18 protein-coding genes and 3 pseudogenes are annotated in these 21,337 nt (G+C 60.1%); 12 read left to right on the forward strand and 9 right to left on the reverse strand.

Annotated elements, in window-relative coordinates:
• Positions 1-87: 87 nt before the first annotated feature.
• Positions 88-2,933: pseudogene (gene uvrA, locus GKZ67_RS17450) on the reverse strand (excinuclease ABC subunit UvrA).
• Between the two features lie 474 nt (positions 2,934-3,407).
• Here uvrA and GKZ67_RS17455 point away from each other — a divergent pair.
• The 4 genes from GKZ67_RS17455 (at position 3,408) to GKZ67_RS17470 (ending at position 5,745) form a co-directional block, all read left to right on the forward strand.
• Entirely contained in the window at positions 3,408-3,620 is a 213-nt protein-coding gene (locus GKZ67_RS17455; RefSeq protein ID WP_173244885.1) for a hypothetical protein, read from the forward strand.
• A gap of 148 nt (positions 3,621-3,768) precedes the next feature.
• Entirely contained in the window at positions 3,769-4,221 is a 453-nt protein-coding gene (locus GKZ67_RS17460) for a hypothetical protein (protein WP_173244888.1), read from the forward strand.
• A 121-nt stretch (positions 4,222-4,342) separates the two neighbouring features.
• Positions 4,343-5,173 carry an IS5 family transposase gene (locus tag GKZ67_RS17465; protein WP_410505028.1) on the forward strand — a complete coding sequence of 277 codons (831 nt, stop codon included), beginning with the start codon at positions 4,343-4,345 and terminating at the stop codon, positions 5,171-5,173.
• 182 nt (positions 5,174-5,355) lie between these two features.
• Positions 5,356-5,745 carry a hypothetical protein gene (locus GKZ67_RS17470; protein ID WP_173244891.1) on the forward strand — a complete coding sequence of 130 codons (390 nt, stop codon included), beginning with the start codon at positions 5,356-5,358 and terminating at the stop codon, positions 5,743-5,745.
• 93 nt (positions 5,746-5,838) lie between these two features.
• On the opposite strand, the gene GKZ67_RS17475 is transcribed toward GKZ67_RS17470, so the two are convergent.
• Together GKZ67_RS17475 and GKZ67_RS25320 are read right to left on the reverse strand one after the other, a co-directional pair.
• Complete coding sequence (locus tag GKZ67_RS17475) at positions 5,839-6,888, reverse strand: IS4 family transposase (RefSeq protein WP_254245276.1); 1,050 nt, start codon at positions 6,886-6,888, stop codon at positions 5,839-5,841.
• A gap of 148 nt (positions 6,889-7,036) precedes the next feature.
• A complete protein-coding gene (locus tag GKZ67_RS25320; RefSeq protein WP_173243797.1) occupies positions 7,037-7,282 on the reverse strand; it encodes a transposase DNA-binding-containing protein in 246 nt (81 codons plus the stop codon).
• Between the two features lie 237 nt (positions 7,283-7,519).
• Between GKZ67_RS25320 and GKZ67_RS17485 the strand changes: the two genes are divergently transcribed.
• From GKZ67_RS17485 to GKZ67_RS17495, 3 genes are all read left to right on the forward strand, one after another.
• Positions 7,520-8,308, forward strand: coding sequence for a hypothetical protein (locus GKZ67_RS17485; RefSeq protein ID WP_173244897.1), 789 nt, complete (start codon positions 7,520-7,522; stop codon positions 8,306-8,308).
• 173 nt (positions 8,309-8,481) lie between these two features.
• On the forward strand, positions 8,482-9,828 hold the full coding sequence (locus GKZ67_RS17490) for an MBOAT family O-acyltransferase (RefSeq protein ID WP_217278618.1): 1,347 nt from the start codon (positions 8,482-8,484) through the stop codon (positions 9,826-9,828).
• Positions 9,829-9,833: 5 nt separating this feature from the next.
• Complete coding sequence (locus GKZ67_RS17495; protein WP_173244900.1) at positions 9,834-11,018, forward strand: alginate O-acetyltransferase AlgX-related protein; 1,185 nt, start codon at positions 9,834-9,836, stop codon at positions 11,016-11,018.
• A gap of 156 nt (positions 11,019-11,174) precedes the next feature.
• Here the strand turns inward: GKZ67_RS17495 and GKZ67_RS17500 are convergent, their stop codons facing one another.
• The gene (locus GKZ67_RS17500) at positions 11,175-11,897 is read right to left on the reverse strand and encodes a hypothetical protein (RefSeq protein WP_173244904.1); all 723 of its coding nucleotides are present in this window, start codon (positions 11,895-11,897) and stop codon (positions 11,175-11,177) included.
• 172 nt (positions 11,898-12,069) lie between these two features.
• Positions 12,070-13,679: pseudogene (rpoN, locus tag GKZ67_RS17505) on the reverse strand (RNA polymerase factor sigma-54).
• Between the two features lie 171 nt (positions 13,680-13,850).
• Here rpoN and asnS point away from each other — a divergent pair.
• Positions 13,851-15,253 (forward strand): annotated as a pseudogene (gene asnS / locus GKZ67_RS17510) (asparagine--tRNA ligase).
• Positions 15,254-15,376: 123 nt separating this feature from the next.
• On the opposite strand, the gene GKZ67_RS17515 reads toward asnS, so the two are convergent.
• The 3 genes from GKZ67_RS17515 to GKZ67_RS17525 all read right to left on the reverse strand — a co-directional run bounded on the left by GKZ67_RS17515 (position 15,377) and on the right by GKZ67_RS17525 (position 17,902).
• A complete protein-coding gene (locus GKZ67_RS17515) occupies positions 15,377-15,871 on the reverse strand; it encodes a transposase (protein ID WP_173244907.1) in 495 nt (164 codons plus the stop codon).
• A gap of 3 nt (positions 15,872-15,874) precedes the next feature.
• Positions 15,875-16,258, reverse strand: coding sequence for a transposase (locus GKZ67_RS17520; RefSeq protein WP_173244910.1), 384 nt, complete (start codon positions 16,256-16,258; stop codon positions 15,875-15,877).
• A gap of 90 nt (positions 16,259-16,348) precedes the next feature.
• Positions 16,349-17,902, reverse strand: a complete 1,554-nt coding sequence (locus GKZ67_RS17525; RefSeq protein WP_173244913.1) for a hypothetical protein — start codon at positions 17,900-17,902, stop codon at positions 16,349-16,351.
• Between the two features lie 242 nt (positions 17,903-18,144).
• On the opposite strand from GKZ67_RS17525, the gene GKZ67_RS17530 reads away from it, so the two are divergent.
• The 3 genes from GKZ67_RS17530 to GKZ67_RS17540 all read left to right on the forward strand — a co-directional run bounded on the left by GKZ67_RS17530 (position 18,145) and on the right by GKZ67_RS17540 (position 19,921).
• Positions 18,145-18,894 (forward strand): hypothetical protein, encoded by a 750-nt coding sequence (locus GKZ67_RS17530; RefSeq protein WP_173244916.1) that lies wholly within the window; start codon positions 18,145-18,147, stop codon positions 18,892-18,894.
• A 36-nt stretch (positions 18,895-18,930) separates the two neighbouring features.
• A complete protein-coding gene (locus GKZ67_RS17535) occupies positions 18,931-19,578 on the forward strand; it encodes a hypothetical protein (RefSeq protein ID WP_173244919.1) in 648 nt (215 codons plus the stop codon).
• 67 nt (positions 19,579-19,645) lie between these two features.
• A complete protein-coding gene (locus tag GKZ67_RS17540) occupies positions 19,646-19,921 on the forward strand; it encodes a CsbD family protein (RefSeq protein WP_173244923.1) in 276 nt (91 codons plus the stop codon).
• Positions 19,922-20,020: 99 nt separating this feature from the next.
• On the opposite strand, the gene GKZ67_RS17545 is transcribed toward GKZ67_RS17540, so the two are convergent.
• Positions 20,021-20,935, reverse strand: coding sequence for a histone deacetylase (locus GKZ67_RS17545; protein ID WP_173244926.1), 915 nt, complete (start codon positions 20,933-20,935; stop codon positions 20,021-20,023).
• 221 nt (positions 20,936-21,156) lie between these two features.
• On the opposite strand from GKZ67_RS17545, the gene GKZ67_RS17550 reads away from it, so the two are divergent.
• Positions 21,157-21,336: a hypothetical protein gene (locus GKZ67_RS17550; RefSeq protein ID WP_173244929.1), complete on the forward strand. Its 180-nt coding sequence runs from the start codon at positions 21,157-21,159 to the stop codon at positions 21,334-21,336.
• The last annotated feature ends 1 nt before the right edge of the window (position 21,337 follow it).

Raw genomic sequence — 21,337 nt, forward strand, 5'->3', positions numbered from 1 at the left:
CCCCAAAGAGCGGCCCGCTCCGCTTGTCGGAGCAGGCCGCTCTTTTTTAATAGTATTGGGCTTTTATGCTTAAGGCTTAGCCAACTCCTAAGCGCTGGCGTACTTGCTCGTCTTCAGCTCCTCGGCCAGGAAGCGGCTGGTGTGGCCTTTGCCACTCTTGGCTACCTGCTCGGGGGTGCCCTGGGCCACAATGGCGCCGCCGCCCGCGCCCCCCTCGGGGCCGATGTCAATGACGTGGTCGGCTACCTTGATGAGGTCCAGATTATGCTCGATGATGAGCACGGTGTTGCCCTTGTCGGCGAGCTTGTGCAGCACGTCGGCGAGGTGGCGAATGTCCTCAAAGTGCAGGCCGGTAGTGGGCTCGTCGAGGATATAGAAGGTCTTGCCGGTATCCTTTTTGCTGAGCTCGGTGGCCAGCTTCACGCGCTGGGCCTCGCCGCCCGAGAGCGTGGTGGCCTGTTGGCCCAGCGTAAGGTACCCCAGCCCAACATCGGCCAACGTCTTGATTTTACGCAGGATACGCGGCTGAAACTCGAAAAACTCCACGGCCTTCTCCACCGTCATGTCGAGCACGTCGGTAATGCTCTTGCCTTTGAAGCGCACTTCCAGCGTTTCGCGGTTGTAGCGGCGGCCCTTGCAGGTTTCGCAGGGCACGTGCACATCGGGCAGGAAATTCATCTCGATAGTGCGGATGCCCGCGCCTTCGCAGGTTTCGCAGCGCCCCCGCGCACGTTGAAGGAAAAGCGACCCGGCCCGTAACCCCGGATTTTGGCCTCCGCCATCTCGGCAAACAGCTGCCGGATTTCGGTAAACACGCCGGTGTAAGTAGCGGGGTTCGAGCGCGGCGTGCGGCCGATGGGCGACTGGTCGACCTCAATCACCTTGTCAATCAGCTCCAGCCCTTCGAGGCTGCCGTAGGCCAGGGGCTCGCGGTGAGCATTGAAAAAGTACTGGTTTAGAATCGGATACAGCGTGTCGTGAATGAGCGACGACTTGCCCGAGCCCGACACGCCCGTGACGGCAATGAGCTTGCCGAGCGGAAACTTAGCCGTTACATTCTTGAGGTTATGCCCCTTGGCACCTTTCAGCACCAGGAAATTGCCTTCGCCCTCGCGCTTCTTCCTGCGCAGCTCAATGTTGCGCTTGCCGCTCAGGTAGTCGGAAGTGAGCGAGCCGGAGTTGAAGATGGCTTCGGGCGTGCCTTCGGCCACAATGTGGCCGCCGTGGATGCCCGCGCCGGGGCCGATGTCGAGCACGTGGTCGGCGTGCAGTATCATGTCCTTGTCGTGTTCCACCACAATCACCGAGTTGCCGATGTCGCGCAGGTGCTGTAAGGCCTTGATTAAGCGCTCATTATCGCGCTGGTGCAGCCCGATGCTGGGCTCGTCCATGATGTAGAGCACGCCCACGAGCTGGGTGCCAATCTGGGTGGCGAGGCGAATGCGCTGGCTTTCACCCCCGCTGAGTGTACGTACCGAGCGGTGCAGGCTGAGGTAGTCCAACCCCACTTCGAGCAAGAAGCCGATGCGCTTACGGATTTCCTTAAGAAGCTCGCGGGCAATGAGATTCTGGCGGTCGCTGAGGCGGTCTTCCAGACCCACAAACCAGGCAGCCAGCTCGTTGATATCCAGCACCGAAAGCTCGCCGATGTGCCGGTCGGCCAGCTTGAAGTGCAGGCTTTCCCTTTTGAGGCGGTAGCCTTCACATACCGGGCAGGTCTGGGCCTGGGTGTACTGCTGAATCCACTCCCGGATGTTGTCCGACTCCGAGTCCATCTGCCGGCGCAGGAAGGGAATAATGCCTTCAAACGGCTCCGTGTAAACGGCCTTGGCATCATCGGCATCGTCTTGGCTGATGCCGTGCAGCAGGCGTTTCAGCAGCTCGGCATCGAGCTTCTCAATGGGCGTGTTGAGGCTGGCCTTGTGTTTTTTGAGAATGAGCTGGAGTTGCTGAAATATCCAAATGTCACGATATTCCCCCAGTGGCGCAATGGCTCCCCGGCTAATGCTCAGCTTGGGGTCCGGAATAACGGTTTCCTCGGTTATCTGCTGCACCTCGCCCAGGCCGGCGCAGTGCGGGCACGCGCCGTAGGGCGAGTTGAAGCTGAACGTGTTAGGAGCCGGGTCGTCGTAGGCGATGCCGGTTTCGGGGTCCATCAAAAAGCGCGAGAAAAACTGCGGCTTGCCCTTCTCGCCCTTCGCATCGGGGTCGAGCACCAGCATGGTGCCTTTGCCGTGGGTGAGCGCGTTCTGCACCGAGCCGGAGAGGCGAAACCGGTCTTCTTCTTTCACTACCAGCCGGTCAATCACGATTTCAATATCGTGAATCTTATACCTATCAACCTGCATCTTGGGCGTGATGTCGAGCAGCTCGCCATCGACGCGCACCTTGGTAAAGCCCAGCTTGGCAATCTTCTGAAAATCTTCGCGATAGTGACCTTTTCGACCTTTCACTACCGGGGCCAGCACCACCAGCTTGCGGTTTTCAAAATGCCGCAGAATGTAATTGATAATCTGGTCGTCGCTCTGCCGAATCATCTTCTTGCCGGTGGCATAGCTGTAGGCTTCGGCAGTGCGGGCATACAGCAGACGCAGGAAGTCGTATATCTCAGTAATGGTGCCCACGGTGGAGCGCGGGTTGCGCGAGGTGGTTTTCTGCTCAATAGAGATTACCGGCGACAAGCCTTCGATTTTATCGACATTCGGCCGCTCCAGCCCGCCCATGAAGGAGCGGGCGTAGGCTGAAAACGTCTCCATGTAGCGCCGCTGGCCTTCGGCATAAATAGTATCGAAGGCCAAGCTCGATTTGCCCGAGCCCGATATACCCGTGAAAACCACCAGTTTACCCCGCGGAATACGCACCGACACGTTTTTGAGGTTGTGCTCGCGGGCACCATACACCTCAATGAATGGCGCTTCGGCCTCGGCACCCACAAGGGGGCGCTGGCAGTAGGCGGCAAGGCAGCGGGTGTCTGATGCGCCTCGGCTACGGCCAGGCCGGCGGGCACGGGCTGGCGACCAACGGGCAGGTTGTGCCGCAGGTCGGCGGCCTGCTTTTCAGCTACTTCTACTAGCTTATCTTCGGTAGCAGAGGTCAGAACGTGAGCCGCGTCGGCGGCCGGTTTAGCGGCTTTTTTAGGAGCTGCCTTAGGTTTTTTCGGAGCAGGGGCCACAGGAGCGGCAGCCGTTTTTTTAGCCATGCGGGCAAATCGGAGGAACAAGCAAAGGTACGCGAACGGCCAGCCAGGGGTAGCAGAAACCCGAAAGTTTTCTTCCCGACCCCGAATGGCAGGCCGATTGCTGCTAACAAGCTTAGGCGGTGTTTGGTGCGGCGCTTTTTCTCTTTCTTTACCAGGCCGCTGCCGCCAGCTATTTCCGGAACGCTTGCTTTCTGCTTTTCCCTCGCTTATGCGCTTTCCTTTTTGCCTTCGCCCACTATGCTGCTGGCTCACTGGCCTGTTGCTGGCGCCGGCTTTTCAGGGCAAACCGAAGATTATACCGGAGGAGGTATCTAACCTTTCCAATGACAAGCACCGGGCGCAGCTACAACGCAATAGCCTGGCTGTCATTCAGACGTTGAGCAGCTTATCGGCATCTGGCCGGGAGCTGGCCACTATATAAGACGGCCTTGTTCAGCCCGGCACCTGGCCAACGATGGGCCGCTACCACTTGCGCAAGGTCAAAAGCAGGGCGGCTACGTATAAGCCACATGTTCTTTTCCTGGCAGCATCCTTGCCAGGCCAGCGCTATCACCTCAATTTTCTTTCTCATGAACTTGCTTCAAAAAACGGCTACCCTCGGCCTGCTGAGCGCCCTGTCTTTTGCCGCCGCCCCGGCACAGGCGCAGATTAACGTTAACATCAACACCGCCCCGCCGGTGGTGGTAGGTGCTCCGGCCAACGCCCAGTACTACTACATTCCCGAAGCCAATGCGTACTACGATGTACCCGGCCGCCGCTACCTCGTGCAGCGCAATGGCAAATGGGAGCGCCATGAGCGCCTTGAAGGCTACGACTCGCGCAATTTCCACCCGCAGTACATCGACTATCGCGGCGACTCGCCCTGGACGTACAGCCGGGGAGGCAACCCCCACGGCCTGCCCCCTGGCCAGGCTAAGAAAATGCATCGCGACGGCTACCGCGACGGTGATGGCCGCGGCCACGATGACGACCATGGCCACGACAAAGACCACGACCGGGGCCGCGACCGCGACCGCGACTAGTCAAGCGTTAGCTTACTGTGTTTATATTGAAGCTGTTTAGGAAGTAGGCTGGAAACAAAAAAGACTCCCACGGCGGAGAGAAATTTGGGGTGCGACCCAACCAAGTTTCTTACGCCTGCCCGTGGAAGTCCTCTCCAAAGATATCATCGTGACCTGGCTACTGCCCTATTTACCCTTTCCCAGCCAGGGCCGGCGGCGGCGCGTGGCTCCGGCCGAGGTGGTGGGCGCCATTCTCTACAAACTCAAAACCGGCTGTCAGTGGCGCTGGCTACCGGTGGCCGCCCTATTCAGCGGCGAGCCCCTGAGTTGGCAGGGGGTGTACTATCATTTCCACACCTGGAGCAAACAAGGGGCCTGGAAAAAGCTGTGGCTGACGCTCTTGCGCCTACACCGCCGCTTGCTCGACCTCTCCAGCGTGCAACTCGACGGCAGCCACACACCGGCCAAGAACGGCGGGGTGGCCGTGGGCTACCAGGGCCGCAAAGCGGCGCGCACCACCAACGCCCTGTTCCTGGCCGACAACCAGGGCCAGCCGCTGGCCCTGGCCACGCCCCAGGCCGGGCAGCACCACGATACGTTTGAGCTGGAAGCCGTCTTTGGCGAGCTTTGCCAAACGTTGGAGCAGGCGGACCTGTGCCTGCAAGGCTTGTTTCTGAACGCCGACAAAGCCTTTGATGTCAACAGCTTACGCCAGGCCTGTGCCCACCGCGATATTGAGGTCAACATCCCGCGCAACCGGCGTTCGGCCGACTGGCAAATCGACGATGATACCCTGTTTGACCCCGAACTCTACCGCCGCCGACAGGTTATTGAGCAACTCAACGCCTGGCTCGACGGCTTCAAAACGCTACTCGTGCGCTTTGAAACCTGCCTGCATACCTGGCTGGCGTTTCACTGGCTGGCCTTTACCGTGCTACTGCTGCGCAGAATTGGTCGCTCGCCTACTTCCTAAACAGCTTCATTCTTAAAAAGCGCCCAATGGGCGCTTTTTTTGGTAGCGGACGGCTGGTTTGGCTGGTCGGCAGAATGGAATTATTGGTCTGTAAAATAGCCAGACTTATCGAATCTGTGTGCGTTCAGGCATCCATTTTGTTGTTACACAAGTATTCTGTTCAACCTTTTTCCGTTTCAACCATGAACTACCGCCCGCAGATTTTTGCTTTTGTGTTCGGCGCTTTCGCCGCATTGGCTGCTCCGGCTGCTCACGCCCAGGTTGGCGTTAATGTGCAGATTGGCCACCCCGCCTGGGGCCCCGCCGTGCCAGCCGGGTCGCAGTACTACTACGTGCCGGAGATTGACGGCTACTATGACCTGGCCGCCCGCAACTACATCGTGCAGCGCAACGGCCGCTGGGTACCGATGGCCGTAGTACCGGGCTACAACACGGCCAACTTTCACCCGGTGGTAGTAGATTATCGCGGCCGGCAGCCATGGGTGCAGTATCGCGACCACCATGCCCGTTATTACCGCTCGGCAGACATGCGCCACGATGACCGCCGCGACCACGACAGAGGTCGTCGCTAAGCACTATGCCTGCACGTTTGAAAAGCCTCGCTACCCGGCTTGTCTTTACCCAAATCTCGTAGAGAAAGCGCCAGCCGATAGGCCGGCGCTTTTTTAGTGCTCTTCCGGGGGCAACAGGGCGGCCAGCCGTACGCCTTCGGCTAAGTAGCGCAGGCTCACCAGCCCGAGCCAGAGCGTCTGCCAGCCTGGCGGTCCATCGCCGGTTCGGCCCAGGTGCCCACCCAGTCCAGCCAGGGCGTAGAATACCTCCCGCACGGTTCGAATGGGCCGCGTGCGCTGGCTGCGCAAGACCCGTAAATAGCTGGCTGATAGACCTGACGACTCAGCTGGTGCATCGGGTTGCTGGCGGCTATGCTCGCGCAGGTCCACTAGCGCCAGCGCCACCACGCTCAGCAAGGCCACCGCCGCAAACAGGCGTGGGGCGGTGTGCAGTTGCAAGCGCTCGGCACCCAGGCCCGTTTTCAGGGCTTTATGAAAGTCCTCGATGAGCCAGCGGCTGGCGTACTGTCGAGCCCGTTCCTGTGCTTGGGGGAAGCTGCTTATCACGTCGTCACACAGTAGGAGCCACTCCAGCTTACCGCCCGGCTCCCACACCTGTACTACGCTGGCAGCCACCGGTTCCCCTTTGCCCGTACTAGCGCCCGGCCGTTGGGGAGCGCGTAGCGCCAACACGGCACTGTAACTCACCTGCAGGCGCACCTGCCGGGCCGCTTGGCCCGGACGAGCACGCAAGGCCAGTTCCAGTTGCCCGGCACTAGGCTGCGCCCGGGCCACGGCAAAGAGCGTCGGCGGTGGCGCCTCAGATGGGGCGACCAAGCCCCGGTCTTGGGCGGCCCGGACTACAAAGCCCAGCCCCTGCTGTCGGCATTGGCGCAGATGCTCGTAAATATCCGCGCCGCGGTCCGCCACCACGACCCAGCGCCCAGCCGCCGGCGGTGAGCCAACCGCGCGCAGGCTGCGCGCCCACAGCGCGGACTCGCGCACCCGCCCCTGCCGGGGCCGGCTGCCGCCGTGGGGGTGCGCCTTCTCGGCCGCTGGCCGGGCCTGGCGCACGTAAAACTGCTGGTCGAGCAGCCCCAGCAAGGGCAGCGGTGGGCGCACCGCCCCCGCCGGTAGGTCGCTGGCTGGCCAACTGGCGGCCACCAACGAGTGCAGCAGTACGCCCTGCTCCCCGCTGGCCCCGCCCCCACTGGTCCCAGGCCCGCCCGGCGGGCCGTGGCGGGGGCCCAGCGCAACTGGGTCGTGTCCTCGACCAGCAAATAGGTGCCGGCCTGCTGCAACTGCTGCTGAACTAATTGGCGGTGTGGCTCTTGCAGGATGTCGGGTGTGACGGCTGCCCCGCCCAGCAACTGGTAGGCGGCCTTGCTAGCGTAGGCCGACCCGGCCCCAACTGCGGGATACTGGCCCCAGGCTGGCGGGCCCAGCCAGCTACTAGCGTACAGACGCGCCGCTGGCGGCGCACATCACCGAGCTGTACGGTCCCAAAATGCGTGCTGGCCCATTGCTGGGCATCACAAAATTGCTGAGAAATGCGCATCCCACGCCAACGCGTAGGGCACTAAAAAAGCGCCGGCCTACCGGCCGGCGCTTTCTCTACGAGATTTGGGTAAGGACAAGCTACCCGGCGGGGCCTTTTTATGCGCTTTGACGAGAGTTAGTCGGTACATTTGGCCAGTCAGTACGCAAACATGTTCCGTATAACGGCAAACTCAAATTTCGGCACTCTACTTGCCTAGTGGGTAGTAGGCAACCCAACCCACTTTTTCTTCCTGCCATGAAACTCCACCTCCGCTTTCTTGCTTTCGCGCTGGGCACTGGCCTGGCTTTCGCTGCTCCTCTCGCCGCCCAGGCGCAAGTAAGTGTGGGCGTAAACATTGGCTTACCAGCCTGGGGGCCGCCCGTGCCGCAGGGCACGCAGTATTACTACATCCCGGAGATTGACGGATACTACGATATCTACAACGGGGTATATATCGTCTTTCAGGATGGGCAATGGATTCAGACGCCCTACCTCGATGGCTACGACCCCTATTATTTCCACCCGGTACCGGTGAGCTACGCCGGCCCGCAGCCCTGGCTCTATATCAATACCTACCGCAGTCGCTACCCGCAATATGTGACCGTGTTTCGGCGCGGCGGCTACGGTGGCGGGGGCCAGTACTACGGCCACGACTACGGCGCGGGCCGCGTCTATGGCTACGACCGCAACCGGGGTCGCGAGTTTGACCGGGGCCGCGACTACCGCGTCGGGCAGCCCCACATAGAGGGCGGCCGCGATAACCGAGGCGGCTTTGGGGGCGGCCAGCCGCAGGTGCAGCGCGGCGACCGCGGTGGCTTTGGGGGCGGCCAGCCTCAAGTACAGCGCGGCGGTTTTGGCGGAGGTCAGCCCCAGGTACAGCGCGGCGGCTTTGGCGGGGGCCAGCCCCAGATGCAGCCCGGTAATCGGGGCGGCTTCGGGGCGGCAACCCCGGGCAGGGTGGCCAACGAGGCTCCGGCGGCGACCACGGTGGCGACCGGGGCGGTGACCATGGGCACCGGTAAGCAACTGATTTTCTCTTCGTAGTTTTGAAGCTGCCCCCGGCCGGGGCAGCTTCTTTTTTAGGTATGGTCTTCAGTAGTACGCTCTTTCTCTTCTACTTTTTACCCGCGTTTCTAGGATTTTACTGGCTGGTTCCAGTCCGCTTCAAGAATACGGTGGCGCTGCTGGCCAGCCTCCTGTTCTACGCCTGGGGGGGCTTGAGCTTTCTGGCCTTATTTCTGGCTTCGGTAGTTGTCAACTTCTTTCTCATTCGGGGCATGGCTGCTTCGGCCGAGCGTTGGAAGCAACGAATATTTTTGATAATCAGCATTCTACTCAATGTCAGCATGCTGTTTTATTTTAAGTATGCCAACTTTTTTCTCGACAATGCCAGCGCGGTGCGCAGCTACTTCGGGGGTCCGCCCCTGACCTGGGAAAAGGTCGTATTACCCATTGGCATCTCGTTTTTCACTTTTGAAAAGCTGACCTATACCATTGACGTGTACCGGGGCGTGAATAAGCCGTTGCGCTCATTCTGGGATTTCATGCTTTATATCATGCTTTTCCCTAAGATGATAGCCGGCCCCATCGTGCGCTTTCACGAGATAGCCGGGCAGCTCACCGACCGCCGGGCCTTTGATACCGTGGACGAGAAGCTGGCCGGTATGTTCCGGTTTATTATCGGCCTATCAAAAAAAGTGTTGATTGCCAACGTGCTGGGCGAGCAGGCCGACCGCATTTTTGCCCTCGACCCCACTACTCTGCCGGTAGCGCAGGCCTGGCTGGGAGCGCTGGCCTACACCTTTCAGATTTATTTCGACTTCTCGGGCTATTCTGATATGGCCGTGGGCCTGGGCCGCCTCATGGGCTTCCAGTTTCCCGAAAACTTCAACTCGCCCTACGTTTCGCGCTCCATCACCGAATTCTGGCAGCGCTGGCACATTACGCTGGGACGCTGGATGCGCGACTACCTTTATATTCCGCTGGGCGGCAATCGGGTTAATACCAGCCGCCTCTATATCAACCTCTGGACGGTGTTCATCTTGTCGGGCTTCTGGCACGGAGCCGCCTGGACGTTTATTGTCTGGGGTGCCTACCACGGCTTCTGGCTTATACTGGACCGCCTGTTTTTGCTGCGCCTGTACCGGCGCGCTGGGGCGCTGAGTATCGTGCCCACTTTTCTTATTACCGTTGTGGGCTGGGTGCTGTTTCGGGCCGAGACCCTAACGCAGGCGGTGGCCTACATTGGGCGGATGCTGGGACAGTTTCACCCCCGGCAGGTGGTAAGCTGGGAAGGCGTGGCCGCCCCGCCGCCTACTGTGCCCGCCATGCACTGGCAGCAGTTCGGCAGCCAGTTCTGGCTTCTGCTGGCCCTGGGGGCCTTTTTTGCCTTCATGAATGCGCTACCTGCTCTGGAAAAGCGCAATTTAGGCTTGTATTTCGTGCATACACTTTCGCCCCGCCAGGCTATTGGCCTCAGCCTCGCAACGGGGCTGCTGCTTTTGCTAAGCGCGGGCTCCATTTTGGGTAGTTCGTTTAATCCCTTTATCTACTTTCGGTTTTAGTTGCTATGGAAGCGGTTGCGGTTGTTTTTCCTGGTCTAAAAAAAGTATTGCTGGGTCTTTTATCCCTCTTATTCGTGTTGCCAGCGCTACAAGCTAAATGGCACCTGCTACCTGTACCCCCTCTGGAAGGCTATTCGGAGCCAAGCGCGTGCCCGAGCTTCAGCTTCGAAAATCTGCTTTCCGACACCTACCAGCCACAGTTCGAAACCTACCTCAGCGACCGGCTAGGCTTTAGGGAGCTAGCTATTCGGCTGCGCAACCAGCTAGCTTACTCACTATTTAACCAAGTGCATGCCAGCGACGTGCTGTTGGGACAGCACGAAGTGCTCTACCAAGGTGGCCCTACGGAATCATACCTGGGTCGCGACTATCTCGGAATCGATGCTCTCAGACAGCATGCTGAGCGTGTGCGTGACGTGCAGGATAGCTTGGCGCGCCACGGTGTGCAGCTTCTCTATGTGCTTGCACCCGGCAAGCCTAGCTATCAGCCTGAAGACCTGCCGCCAAGCGTGCAGGCTATATGGCCGGGACCTACCAACTATGAAGAATTTTCGCACGCATTACCGAAGGCGGGCGTGCATACTCTTGATGCGGCAGCACTTTTTAAAAAATGGAAGCCAACTGCGGCTTATCCACTGTTTCCACGTGGGGGCACACACTGGAGTGGCTACGGGGTTACACTGGTAGCTGACACGCTTTTTCGAGCTATTGAAGCGCTAACGCACGTCGATTTGCCTGACTTCACAACTGTACGCCCCGGTTTGGTTACCACCGATAGCCTACGCTTTACAGACAATGACATTGCGAGGGGGTTAAACCTGCTGCGCTTACCCCGCCCTTATCCTATGGCATATCCGGTTGTCACGTTTGCCGCACCTACTGCACATCAGCAACGTCTCAATGCGCTGCTAATAGGCGACAGCTTTACCCAGAGCTTCATTGGTTTTTATCCTTATTTATCCAAGCTACTGGATAACCACTCGCGGTTTTGGTATTACAACGAGTATACGTACTGGCCCGAAAATATCCCAGCCGAAAGCCATGTTGTACATGAGCTTAATCTGCGCCAACAACTTGAGGGCCGCCAACTAGTGCTGCTGTTGACTACCGAGCAGAATGTTTCTAAGAAGAGCTTCGGCTTTATTGACGAAGTATATAATCTCTATCACATCGACGAGGTAGTCAAATGAGTTGTGCACGTTGGGAAGCGAATAAGCGCTGTTTCGACCCTTTACTTACTTTTAAACTACCCAACAAACATACCAAGCCTCCCGGATATCCCATTCGTTTTTGAAATGTGGATACTAGAGCAACTTCGTAGTCAGGATACCTGATAGCCGCAATGGTCAAACCAGTTCTGGGCATCCTCGGCCGACTAGCTTCGCCCGGCCGGCAGCTTTGTGCACGGGCAAGTTAGTCAGCACGACTACGTCGCCCGACTGCAAGCCCGGCCCGAGCACCTGCTCCAGGGAGACGGCAAAGCTGGCCTTGTTCACGGCCCCGTCCAGTTCCATGACCGCCTCCACGCCTGGGGCCGAGCGGGCTGCTATCACCGTCACGTTGGGGCCGTTGTGCAAGGGCACGGCCGCGTCCACCCGCTGCCGCCCGGCGCGCGGCCGTAGCGGCGGGTATAGGTCAAGTTGACACGCGTCTCCTCCACGAACTTCAGGCGCGTAACGTCTTCGTGTTGAATAGCTTCCACAAACTCCCGGCGCTGCGTCCTCACCCCCTCGGTGTCGCTCGGCGGCGTGCAGACGCTTTTTTTGCGCCGCCAATCGAGCCGTTGCAACGTCTGCCAGCGCACCGGCAGCCACCAGCAGCTGGCGTAACTCGGCCAGCCTGGCGTCGGGCTGGGCGGCCACGCTCGCCGCCAGGCGCTGACGGTGCGCTTGCGCTTCTTGTAGGCGGGGTGCGGGCCCGCCCCGGTAGGGCAGCGCCGCCACCGGGCCGCTCGTGCGCTGGCGTTTTAGTAGCTTATCTACGAACGAAACGGAAACGGCAAAGCGGCTGGCTACCTGGCCCATCGTGACCTGACCGGGCGCGTAGGCGGCCGCGACGCGCTCACGCAAATCAATGCAACAGGCTTGTCTAGCGAAAGCTATATCAAAAACACTGTTCAACAGACCCGAAATCGCTCTAGCCGCGTGCCTTTCCAGGCTTCCCCAGCCGGCTGCTATGGCCCATTTCTCCCCTGCACCCGGCCACACCCGCCCGGTGCCGGACTGCCTGCCTAAGGCAGCGCTACAACTCCTTGCGCAGCCGGGCCACCGGAATGTTCAGCTGCTCGCGGTACTTGGCCACGGTGCGGCGGGCAATGTTATAGCCCCTGGCGTTCAGCATCTTCTCCAGCTTGTCGTCGCTGAGCGGGTGGTCTTTCTTCTCGTTGCCAATGAGGTCGCGCAGTATGCTTTTCACCTCGCGGCTGCTGGCATCCTCACCCGAGTCGGTGGCGATACCTTCCGAGAAAAAGAACTTGAGCGGGTAAATGCCGTGCTCGGTCTGAATGCTCTTGGAGTTGGCCACCCGGCTCACCGTCGAGATGTCCATGCCAATGGCCTGAGCGATATCCTTAAGAATCATGGGCCGCAGCTTGGAGTCGTCGCCGGTAATAAAAAACTCGCGCTGGCGCTCCACAATAGACGACATGGTGCGCAGCAGCGTGTTCTGCCGCTGCCGGATGGCGTCGATAAACCACTTGGCCGAGTCCAGCTTCTGCTTCACAAAGCTCACGGCCTCCTTCATCTTCTGGTCTTTCTTGGCGGCTTTGTCGTAGGTCTGCAGCATCTCGCGGTAGTCGCGGCTCACGCGCAGCTCGGGGCATTGCGGGCGTTCAGGGTCAGGTTCAGTTCGCCGTTGTCGTTGGTGAGGATAAAGTCGGGCATAAGGTACTGTGCCCCGCCAGCGCTGCCCTTGCTGCCGCTCACCGGCCCGCTGCCGCCCGGCTTGGGGTTCAACTTCAGGATAACGGCCACGGCTTCCTTCAGTTCGTCATCTTCCAAATCCAGCTTTTGCTGAATACGCGGGTAGTGCTTCTTGGTAAACTCCTCGAAGGTTTCGGTCAGAATGCGTTCGGCATTCTGGGTGGCCTCGTCCTGGGGCCGGCGCTCGAGCTGCAGCAGCAGGCACTCGGGCAGGTCGCGGGCCGCGATGCCCGGCGGGTCAAACTGCTGTACCACGTGCAGCACGGCCTCAATCTGGGCCTCACTCACCTCGATATTCTGGCTGAAAGCCAAGTCGTTGGCAATGGCCGCCAGGTCGCGCCGAATGTAGCCATCCCCATCAATGGAGCCGATAAGCTGCTCCCCGATAGCCTGTTGCAGCTCATCAAGCTGCGCAAAGTGCAGCTGGTCGAGCAGCGAATCCTGCAACGAGCCGCTGGTATCGGCCAGCGGCATATCGCGCTCCTCTTCGTCGCCGGGGCCATCGCCCTGCATCTTGTAGCCCGCTATCTCATCGTCGTTGACGTAGTCGCTGATGTCGATTTCGTGGTTGTCATTGTCGATACCCAGGGCCTCGGCTTCGGCGGCCGGCTCGGGGCGCTCGTCGGCATAGTCGTCGAGACCGGGGCTGTCATCGGCCGGCTCGCCGGCGCTAAAATCCTCCTCCAGCGTGGCGTCGTCGCTATCGAGCGAGTCGTTGGGGTCGTCGGCCTCGGGCGCTTCGTCATCGGGGTTCTCGTCGCGCTCGTCAGCGTCCTCACTATCACCTTCTTCAAGAGCAGGATTTACCTCCATTTCCTCTTTAATGCGGGTTTCCAGCTCGGCAGTAGGAATTTGCAGCAGCTTGATAAACTGAATCTGCTGAGGCGAGAGGCGCTGAGAAAGAAGCTGCTTTAAATCAAGGCGTTGCATAGAATGTTGCGAGAAAAGTAACCTGGTAGTGGCAACGGGCGAAACAACATAGTACGGCGTAGCTCATGTAATGGTCATGCGCTACTACTGGCAATTTCCCGTTGGGGTTAGCGGTGCTGCCTGGGCGAAGGCTTTACCTTTGCGAGCTCAACTGCCTTTTGCAACCCGCTTATGCCTGCCGACCAGCTCCGCCGCACCCGCATCCAAGACCTGCTGCAAAGTACCGACCTCAACCGCGAAGTTCTCGTCAAGGCATGGGTTCGCTCGCGCCGGGGCAACAAATATGTGCAGTTTATTGCCCTCAACGACGGCTCCTGCCTCGCCACGCTGCAAGTAGTGGCCGATGCCGAGAAGTTTCCCGAGGAAAGCCTGAAGGATATCACTACCGGCTCGTGCATCGCCGTGCGCGGCCAGCTGGTGGCCAGCCAGGGCAAAGGCCAGTCGGTAGAGGTGCAGGCTACTGAAATAAGCGTGCTTGGCACTGCCGACCCCGAAGCCTACCCGCTGCAAAAGAAAGCCACTTCGCTGGAGCACCTGCGCGAAATTGCGCACCTGCGCCCCCGCACCAACACGTTTGGGGCGGTGCTGCGCATCCGGCACGCGCTGGCGTTTGCTATTCATCAGTATTTCAACGAGCACGGGTTCTACTACGTGCACACGCCCATCATCACGGGTTCCGATGCCGAGGGCGCGGGCCAGATGTTTCGGGTAACCACCCTGCCCCCGAGCACCCGCCGCGCACCGAAGACGGCTCGGTCGATTTCTCGCAGGATTTCTTTGGCAAGCAAACCAACCTCACCGTAAGCGGGCAGCTTGAAGGCGAGCTGGCGGCCCTGGCGCTAGGCCAGGTGTACACCTTCGGCCCCACCTTCCGGGCCGAAAACTCGAACACGCCCCGCCACCTGGCCGAGTTCTGGATGATAGAGCCCGAAATGGCGTTTTATGACCTCGCTGACAACATGGACCTAGCGGAGGATTTTCTCCAAAGCCTGGTGAAATATGCTCTGGTGTACTGTGCTGCCGACCTCCAGTTTCTCAACGATACCTACGACAAGGAGCTGCTGGAACGCCTCCGGTTCGTGACCGACAATGCTTTCCAGCGCCTCACCTATACCGAGGCCGTGGAAATTCTGAAAGCGGCTAAGAAGAAATTTGAGTTTCCCGTCGATTGGGGCACCGACCTGCAAAGCGAGCACGAGCGCTACCTGGTGGAAAAGCACTTCCGCAAGCCGGTTATCCTGACGAATTATCCGAAGGAAATCAAGGCCTTCTACATGAAGCTCGACGATGACGGCCGCACCGTGCGGGCCATGGACGTGCTGTTTCCGGGCATCGGCGAAATTATCGGCGGCTCGCAGCGCGAAGAGAATTTGCAAAAGCTGCAAACCCGCATGGCCGAGATGCACGTGCCGGAAGACGAGCTGTGGTGGTACCTCGACACGCGCCGCTTCGGCACCGCGCCGCACGCAGGCTTCGGCCTGGGCTTCGAGCGCCTAGTGCTGTTCGTGACGGGCATGACCAACATCCGCGATGTGATACCATTCCCGCGCTTCCCAAAAAACGCCGAGTTTTAAGCGACTCCGGTTGGGGCTTTCAGGTACTTAGATTATCAGGCATCCTAGAGCAGATTCGTAATCAGGGTACGTGATAGCCATAATGGTCAAACCATTTCTGGGCATCCTCGGCCGTAATCCAGGTCAGCTCCGCTTGCAAGTCGCTCGGCAGGGCCTCGCGGGCGGCGGTGCGCAAGTGGTTTTGAGCTTGCTGAAGGCCAACCCGATGGGCGTGAAATCCGGCGAGTACGGGGGCGGGTACAGCAGCCGGGCGCCGCGCGCTTCGACTAGCTTCGCCCGGCCGGCAGCTTTGTGCACGGGCAAGCTAGCCAGCACGACTACGTCGCCCGACTGCAAGCCCGGCCCGAGCACCTGCTCCACGGAGACGGCAAAGCTGGCCTTGTTCACGGCCCCGTCCAGTTCCATGACCGCCTCCACGCCTGGGGCCGAGCGGGCTGCTATCACCGTCACGTTGGGGCCGTTGTGCAAGGGCACGGCCGCGTCCACCCGCTGTCTGCCCGGGGCGCGGCCATTGCGGCGGGTATAGGTCAGATTGACACGCGTCTCCTCCACGAACTTCAGGCGCGTAACGTCTTCGTGTTGAATAGCTTCCACAAACTCCCGGCGCTGCGTCCTCACCCCTCAGTGTCGCTCGGCGGCGTGCAGACGCTTTTTTTTGCGCCGCCAATCGAGCCGTTGCAACGTCTGCCAGCGCACCGGCAGCCCCACGGCGGGGCTGCCGGCAGCCACCAGTTGCTGGCGCAGTTCGGCCAGCGTGGCGTCAGGCTGGGCCGCCACGCAGGCCGCGAGGCGGTCACGGTCAGCCGCCTGCAAACGGGGCGTGGGGCCACCGCGGTGGGGCAGGGCGGCCACGGAGCCGCTGGTACGCTGGCGCTTGAGTAGCTTCTCCACGAACGAAACGGAAACGGCAAAGCGGCTGGCCACCTGGCCAATCGTAACCTGTCCCGTTGCGTAAGCCGCCGCTACGCGCTGGCGCAAATCATCCGAATAAGTTTCATACCGCAAGCTACCCTGGAAACCCGAACACTCACTCCGAAACCACTCTAACCACGGAGATTAACAGGTAAAGATGCCCTACTCCACTGCTAGGTAGCGCTATTGCGCAGCCAGCTGCAGCAGCACCTCGTAGTACGGTCGTCCCAGCACCCGCGCCCGCAACCAGGCAAAAAAGCTAAGTACCTGCAGGTCTTCGCGCTCTTCGGAAAGAAACGCGGGCATGGTGGCCACGCGCCCGGCAAAGTCTGGGGTGCTCACTACGGCCGGGTCATCCATAATTTCGTGCACCAGCTCCAGGTAGCATACTACCGCGTGGTACGGGCCGCCCAGGGGCACCGCAGGAGTATCGGCAGTAGCCTCAGCAGCCGGGAACTGCTCGTGCAGGCGCCGCATAATGGCCCGCAGCCGCACCAGAGCTACGTCCAGGTTGCCTAACTCCAATTGGATGAGCAGCTCGCCGATATTGTGGTTGAGCAGCCACTCCAGCCCCATATTCTGCTCCAGCCAATGGTCAGTACGGTCGAGGCTGATGAGCGTTTGGCCGGCTTTGTGAAAGTTGCCCTCCGCAAAATAATGGAAAGTAAGCTGCAAGCGCGCCGTAAGCTGGTGCGCAGGTAGAAGGGCCGGCTTAGCCCGTAATACATATTCAAGAAGCTGAATACTCTCCGTATTCCGGTGCATAAAAGCGTAGTTGGCGGCCAGCAGAAAGGTAAAGCGCGGGGCCAGGTCGCTGAACTGCCGGCCCGGCGCGTTAGTCAGAATGGCCTGGCCCTGCTCCAGGTACACCACCGAGTCGGCAAAGCGCCGGGCACGGTAAAGCGCATGCGCCAGCATATAGAGCAGGCGCAGCTGGTACTCGCGGTGGGCCGGCGCAAAGCCGTGGCGGCGCTCCATCAGGCGGTAGCAGCGCTCGATAAAGGGCGCAAACGCGGCAAAGTCGCCGCGCACCAGCATGGCGTGGCGGGCAATACTCAGGAGCCGGCACAGCAAGGACGGCGACCGGGCAAATGCTTCCTGCAAGCTGTACTCTTTCAGCACATTGCGCACCAGCTCATCGACGGGCACCGCGCCCCGGCCGTGCAGCCGCGCCTGGCGTAGGCGCTGGCGTAGCAGCGCATCGGCAATACCCGCCCGCTCTTCTTCGTCGGCCGCCTTCTTGTTGCGGTGGCGGCGCTCGATAATGGCATCGAGCGGCTCGGCGTGGGGCAGACCTGCGTACTGAATCTGCACATTGTACACCGCGTTCAGCGACTCGTACTGCTCGTTGTCGAGGGCCAGCTTTTCGGCTTTGCGGAGCACGCTCCAGGCCAGGCGCGGCACGCCGGCCCCAAACAGGTACTGGGCCAGCGTCAGCTGCCCCCGCACCGCAGTGGCGGCCGTGGCATCGTGCTGGCGCTGGCGCAGCAACAAAAACTCGGTAAGGTGCTTAAAGAGCCGCTTGCGCAAGGCATAGTAAGCCACGGGGTTGGGCTCATCGGGGTAGAGCTTGCGTATCAGGTAGTCCGGCTTGTATTCCTGGGCGTGCAGCAGCAGGCTAAGAAGGCGTAAGTCTTGCCGGCCGGTAGCCCGGCGGCGCTGCCACTGAATGAATTGCACCAGGTCGCGGCGGTCGTCGGGGGCCAGGGTCTGGAGGGTAAGGCGAAGGTCGTCCATGAAAAAAGAGCGGGCCACACGGGCAGCAGCCCTGCAAAATACACTCCGGCGCCTATCGGCGCCGAGAAGGGCAATATTCTTTTATCAAAATCTAATTTATCTTAGGTTAATGGTCTATCATACAGATAATTACCCAACAAATACCATTCCGGCTAAAGTCTGACAAAGCGAAAAGTCGGCTGGCATGGGCCGGGGTGAAGCCGCTAGCTTCGGCTTATTCTTTTACCGCTAGCCCTTTCGCCATGAACCAATTGCTACGCCTGGCACTACTGCTGGTGCTCGCCGCCCTGTTTGCCCACCCTGCAGGGGCTCAGGACCTGCTTACCCGTACCGACGGCACCGAAATACAGGTGAAGGTGGTTGAAATAACCCCCGACCTGGTAAAGTACCGCCGCACCGACAATCCGGACGGGCCGCTCATCAGCGTGCGCAAGACGGAGGTTTTTCGCATCCGCTACGCCAATGGCACGCAGGAGCTGGGTAGCCTGCCGGCGCCCGCCTATCTGCCGCCCAACCCGGGCCTCTCCTACCCGACTGCCGTGCCCGGCGACGAGCAGACGGCCGAGCCCGTGCACCTGAGCGGCCCACGCCTGGGCTTCACGGTGCTCACCGACGGGGTGCTGAGCCACGCCCGCGACCAGGTAGGCAGCCTCAACCCCTTCCTGACTCAGTTTGGCTGGCAGTTCGAGTCGCGGCTATTTCGCCTACCCAATGGCACGAGCGGACTGGTCGAGTTCGTGCCGCTGGTAGGTGGCCTGGAGCAGGGCTTGTTCATTCCGAGCGTGAGCGGGATACTGGGCCTGCGCGGGCCCAAAGGCTTTGAGTTTGGGCTGGGGCCCAACCTGACTCCGATTGGGGCCGATATCGTGCTGGCGCTGGGCACGTCGTTTCGCTCCAATGGCATCAATTTTCCGGTCAACCTAGCCGTAGTGCCTGGGCACGGTGGGGCGCGTATCAGCCTGCTGTTTGGCTTCAACAGCCGGCGCAATTAATAACTGACCACCATTTTACAACTTTTATCAATGAGTGTGCGCTATCGCCTTCTGTTTCTGAGCTGCCTTGCCAGCCTGCTGCTGGTGGCTCGCTTCTCGCGGGCCCAGCAGCCCGCCCTTCCCACCGATGTACTCCTGCTCACCAGCGGCCAGGAAATCCGGTGCCGGGTGCTCACCATTACGCCCGATGAGGTAAGCTACCTGCCGCGGCCCGACTCTGTAAGCCCGGCCAGCGCCCGGCCCGATACCCTGCACCTGCCCGTGGCAACGGTTTTTTTGGTGCGCTATGCCAATGGTACCCACGAAGTGCTGGCTGCGCACAGCCCTTCGGTGCGGCCGGGCACCGAACCGTTGGTGGGCCTTAGCAGGGCGCAGCGGCAGCAGTTGGGCCGGCTCGATGCCCAACGCTACTATCACCAGAGCGGCCCGTACTGGGCGGCATTTGGCACCACGCTGTACCTGGGGCCGCTGCTGGGGCTGGCGCCCACTATCGGCATCAGTAGCGTGCCGGTGCGCGCCCGCAACCTGGCTGCGCCGCCCCTGCTCGCCGATGCCGACTATGCCCATGGCTACCAGCAGCAGGCCAACCGCCGTAAGCGCGGGCGCACCTGGGCCGGCTACGGCACTGCTACGGGAGTGTACGTAGTGCTTTTTGCGGCCCTGCTGGCGAGCCTGAGCCATTGAGCTATAAAACCTGCTGAGCGGGCGGTGCGTACAAGACACACATCCCATCCTTTTCCATATTTCACCCATGGACCTCAACAATAATAACCTCAACGACCAGACTGAGCTGCGCGCTCGTGGCGACTGGAACCAGATTAAAGGTGCTGCCAAGCAGAAGTGGGGCAACCTCACCGACGACGACCTGACCTACCAGGAAGGCAAGCAGGATGAGTGGTTTGGCCAGCTCCAGCAGAAAACCGGCCACGCCATCGACGACATCAAGAGCTGGTTTCACAACACCTTCAGCTCGGACAGCAATACCAATACGAACACTACCAATACGTCGAACCAGAACCGTAGCTAGCAAATAGCTTGCGGCTCATACTAAAGAAGCCCCGCCCTGAGTAGGACGGGGCTTCTTTAGTATATAATATATATTTTTTAATATATATTATAAAATCATTTAATCCCACAGGCTGGCGGCCACACGATAGGTATTAGCGTGGGCTTCCACAATATCGGCTATTTTTTGGGAGTAGCCGCCGCCCATGCATACCACTACGGGCAGCCCGCGCTGGTGGCAGGCCGCCAGCACCAGCTCATCGCGGCGGCGGCAGCCTTCCCGCGTGAGGGCGAGGTAGCCCAGTTTGTCGGTAGCCAGCACATCAACGCCGCTGAGGTAAAATACAAAGTCTGGGCGCACCTGCTCGTCAAGCAAGCGCGGCAGTACATCGGCGAGCAGGGCAAGGTATGCCGCATCGCCGGTGCCATCGGCCAGCGGCAGGTCGAGGTCCGACACTTCCTTACGGCCCGGGAAGTTGCGGGCGCCGTGCATCGAAAACGTAAATACGCGCGGCTCGTGCCGAAAAATAGCGGCCGTGCCGTTGCCCTGGTGCACATCAAGGTCGATAATGAGTATCTGGCGCACCCGCGTCGGCTCATGGGCCAGCAGCCAGTTGGCCGCCACGGCCTGGTCGTTGAGCAGGCAAAACCCCTCGGGCCGGCCGGCAAACGCATGGTGGGTACCACCGGCGATGTTGAGCGCCACGCCCTCGCCCGCCGCCAGCACCCGCTGCGCACAGCCAATAGTACCCCCAAGCAGTATCAGCTCGCGGCGGACCAGCGCCGGCGACCACGGAAAGCCGCTGGCTCGCTCTTCGGGGCGCGTCAGCTGGCCGTGCAGCAGGCGCTGCACATAGTCAGCCTCGTGCGTCAGCAGCACATCGGCCAGGGCTGGCGGCACGGGCACAAAAAAATCGGAAGCAGTGGCCGTGCCCTCATGTAGCAGCTGCTCAGGTAAAAGCTCATACTTTAGCATCGGAAACCGATGGCCCGGCGGCAGCGGCAGCACATAATCAGCAGCAAAGGCAATGTGCATACGCAGGTAAAACGGCGCTACCGCTATAAATAATACTATCTGAAACTACTACAAATGCCCCGCACTGCTCAAAAGCAGGGTTTAGCTCAATTAAATGGGGCAAGCAGCTGGCACTTACTAATTTAGCAGCCGGCAACTAGCATCCAGTCTTACACCTATTCCGTAATTTAAACTTAACCGTCATTTGATTAGAATTTTTCTCACCTGCTTACTGCGCCTCAATGGCCTCCCCTTCCTTCAAATCAACCGAGCGACGCTACCGGCGCTCCTCTTTTAACGGGGCTAAGCAGCTGGATGCCGCGCGGCCCCCCGACAGACGCATCCTGCTGATTATCTGTCTATTGAGTATCGCTTTAGTAGCTGGCCTGGTAGTGGCCGCCTACCTGGTCAGTACCAAGTAGC

The sequence above is a fragment of the Hymenobacter sp. BRD67 genome, from assembly GCF_013256425.1.
Lineage (GTDB): Bacteria > Bacteroidota > Bacteroidia > Cytophagales > Hymenobacteraceae > Hymenobacter.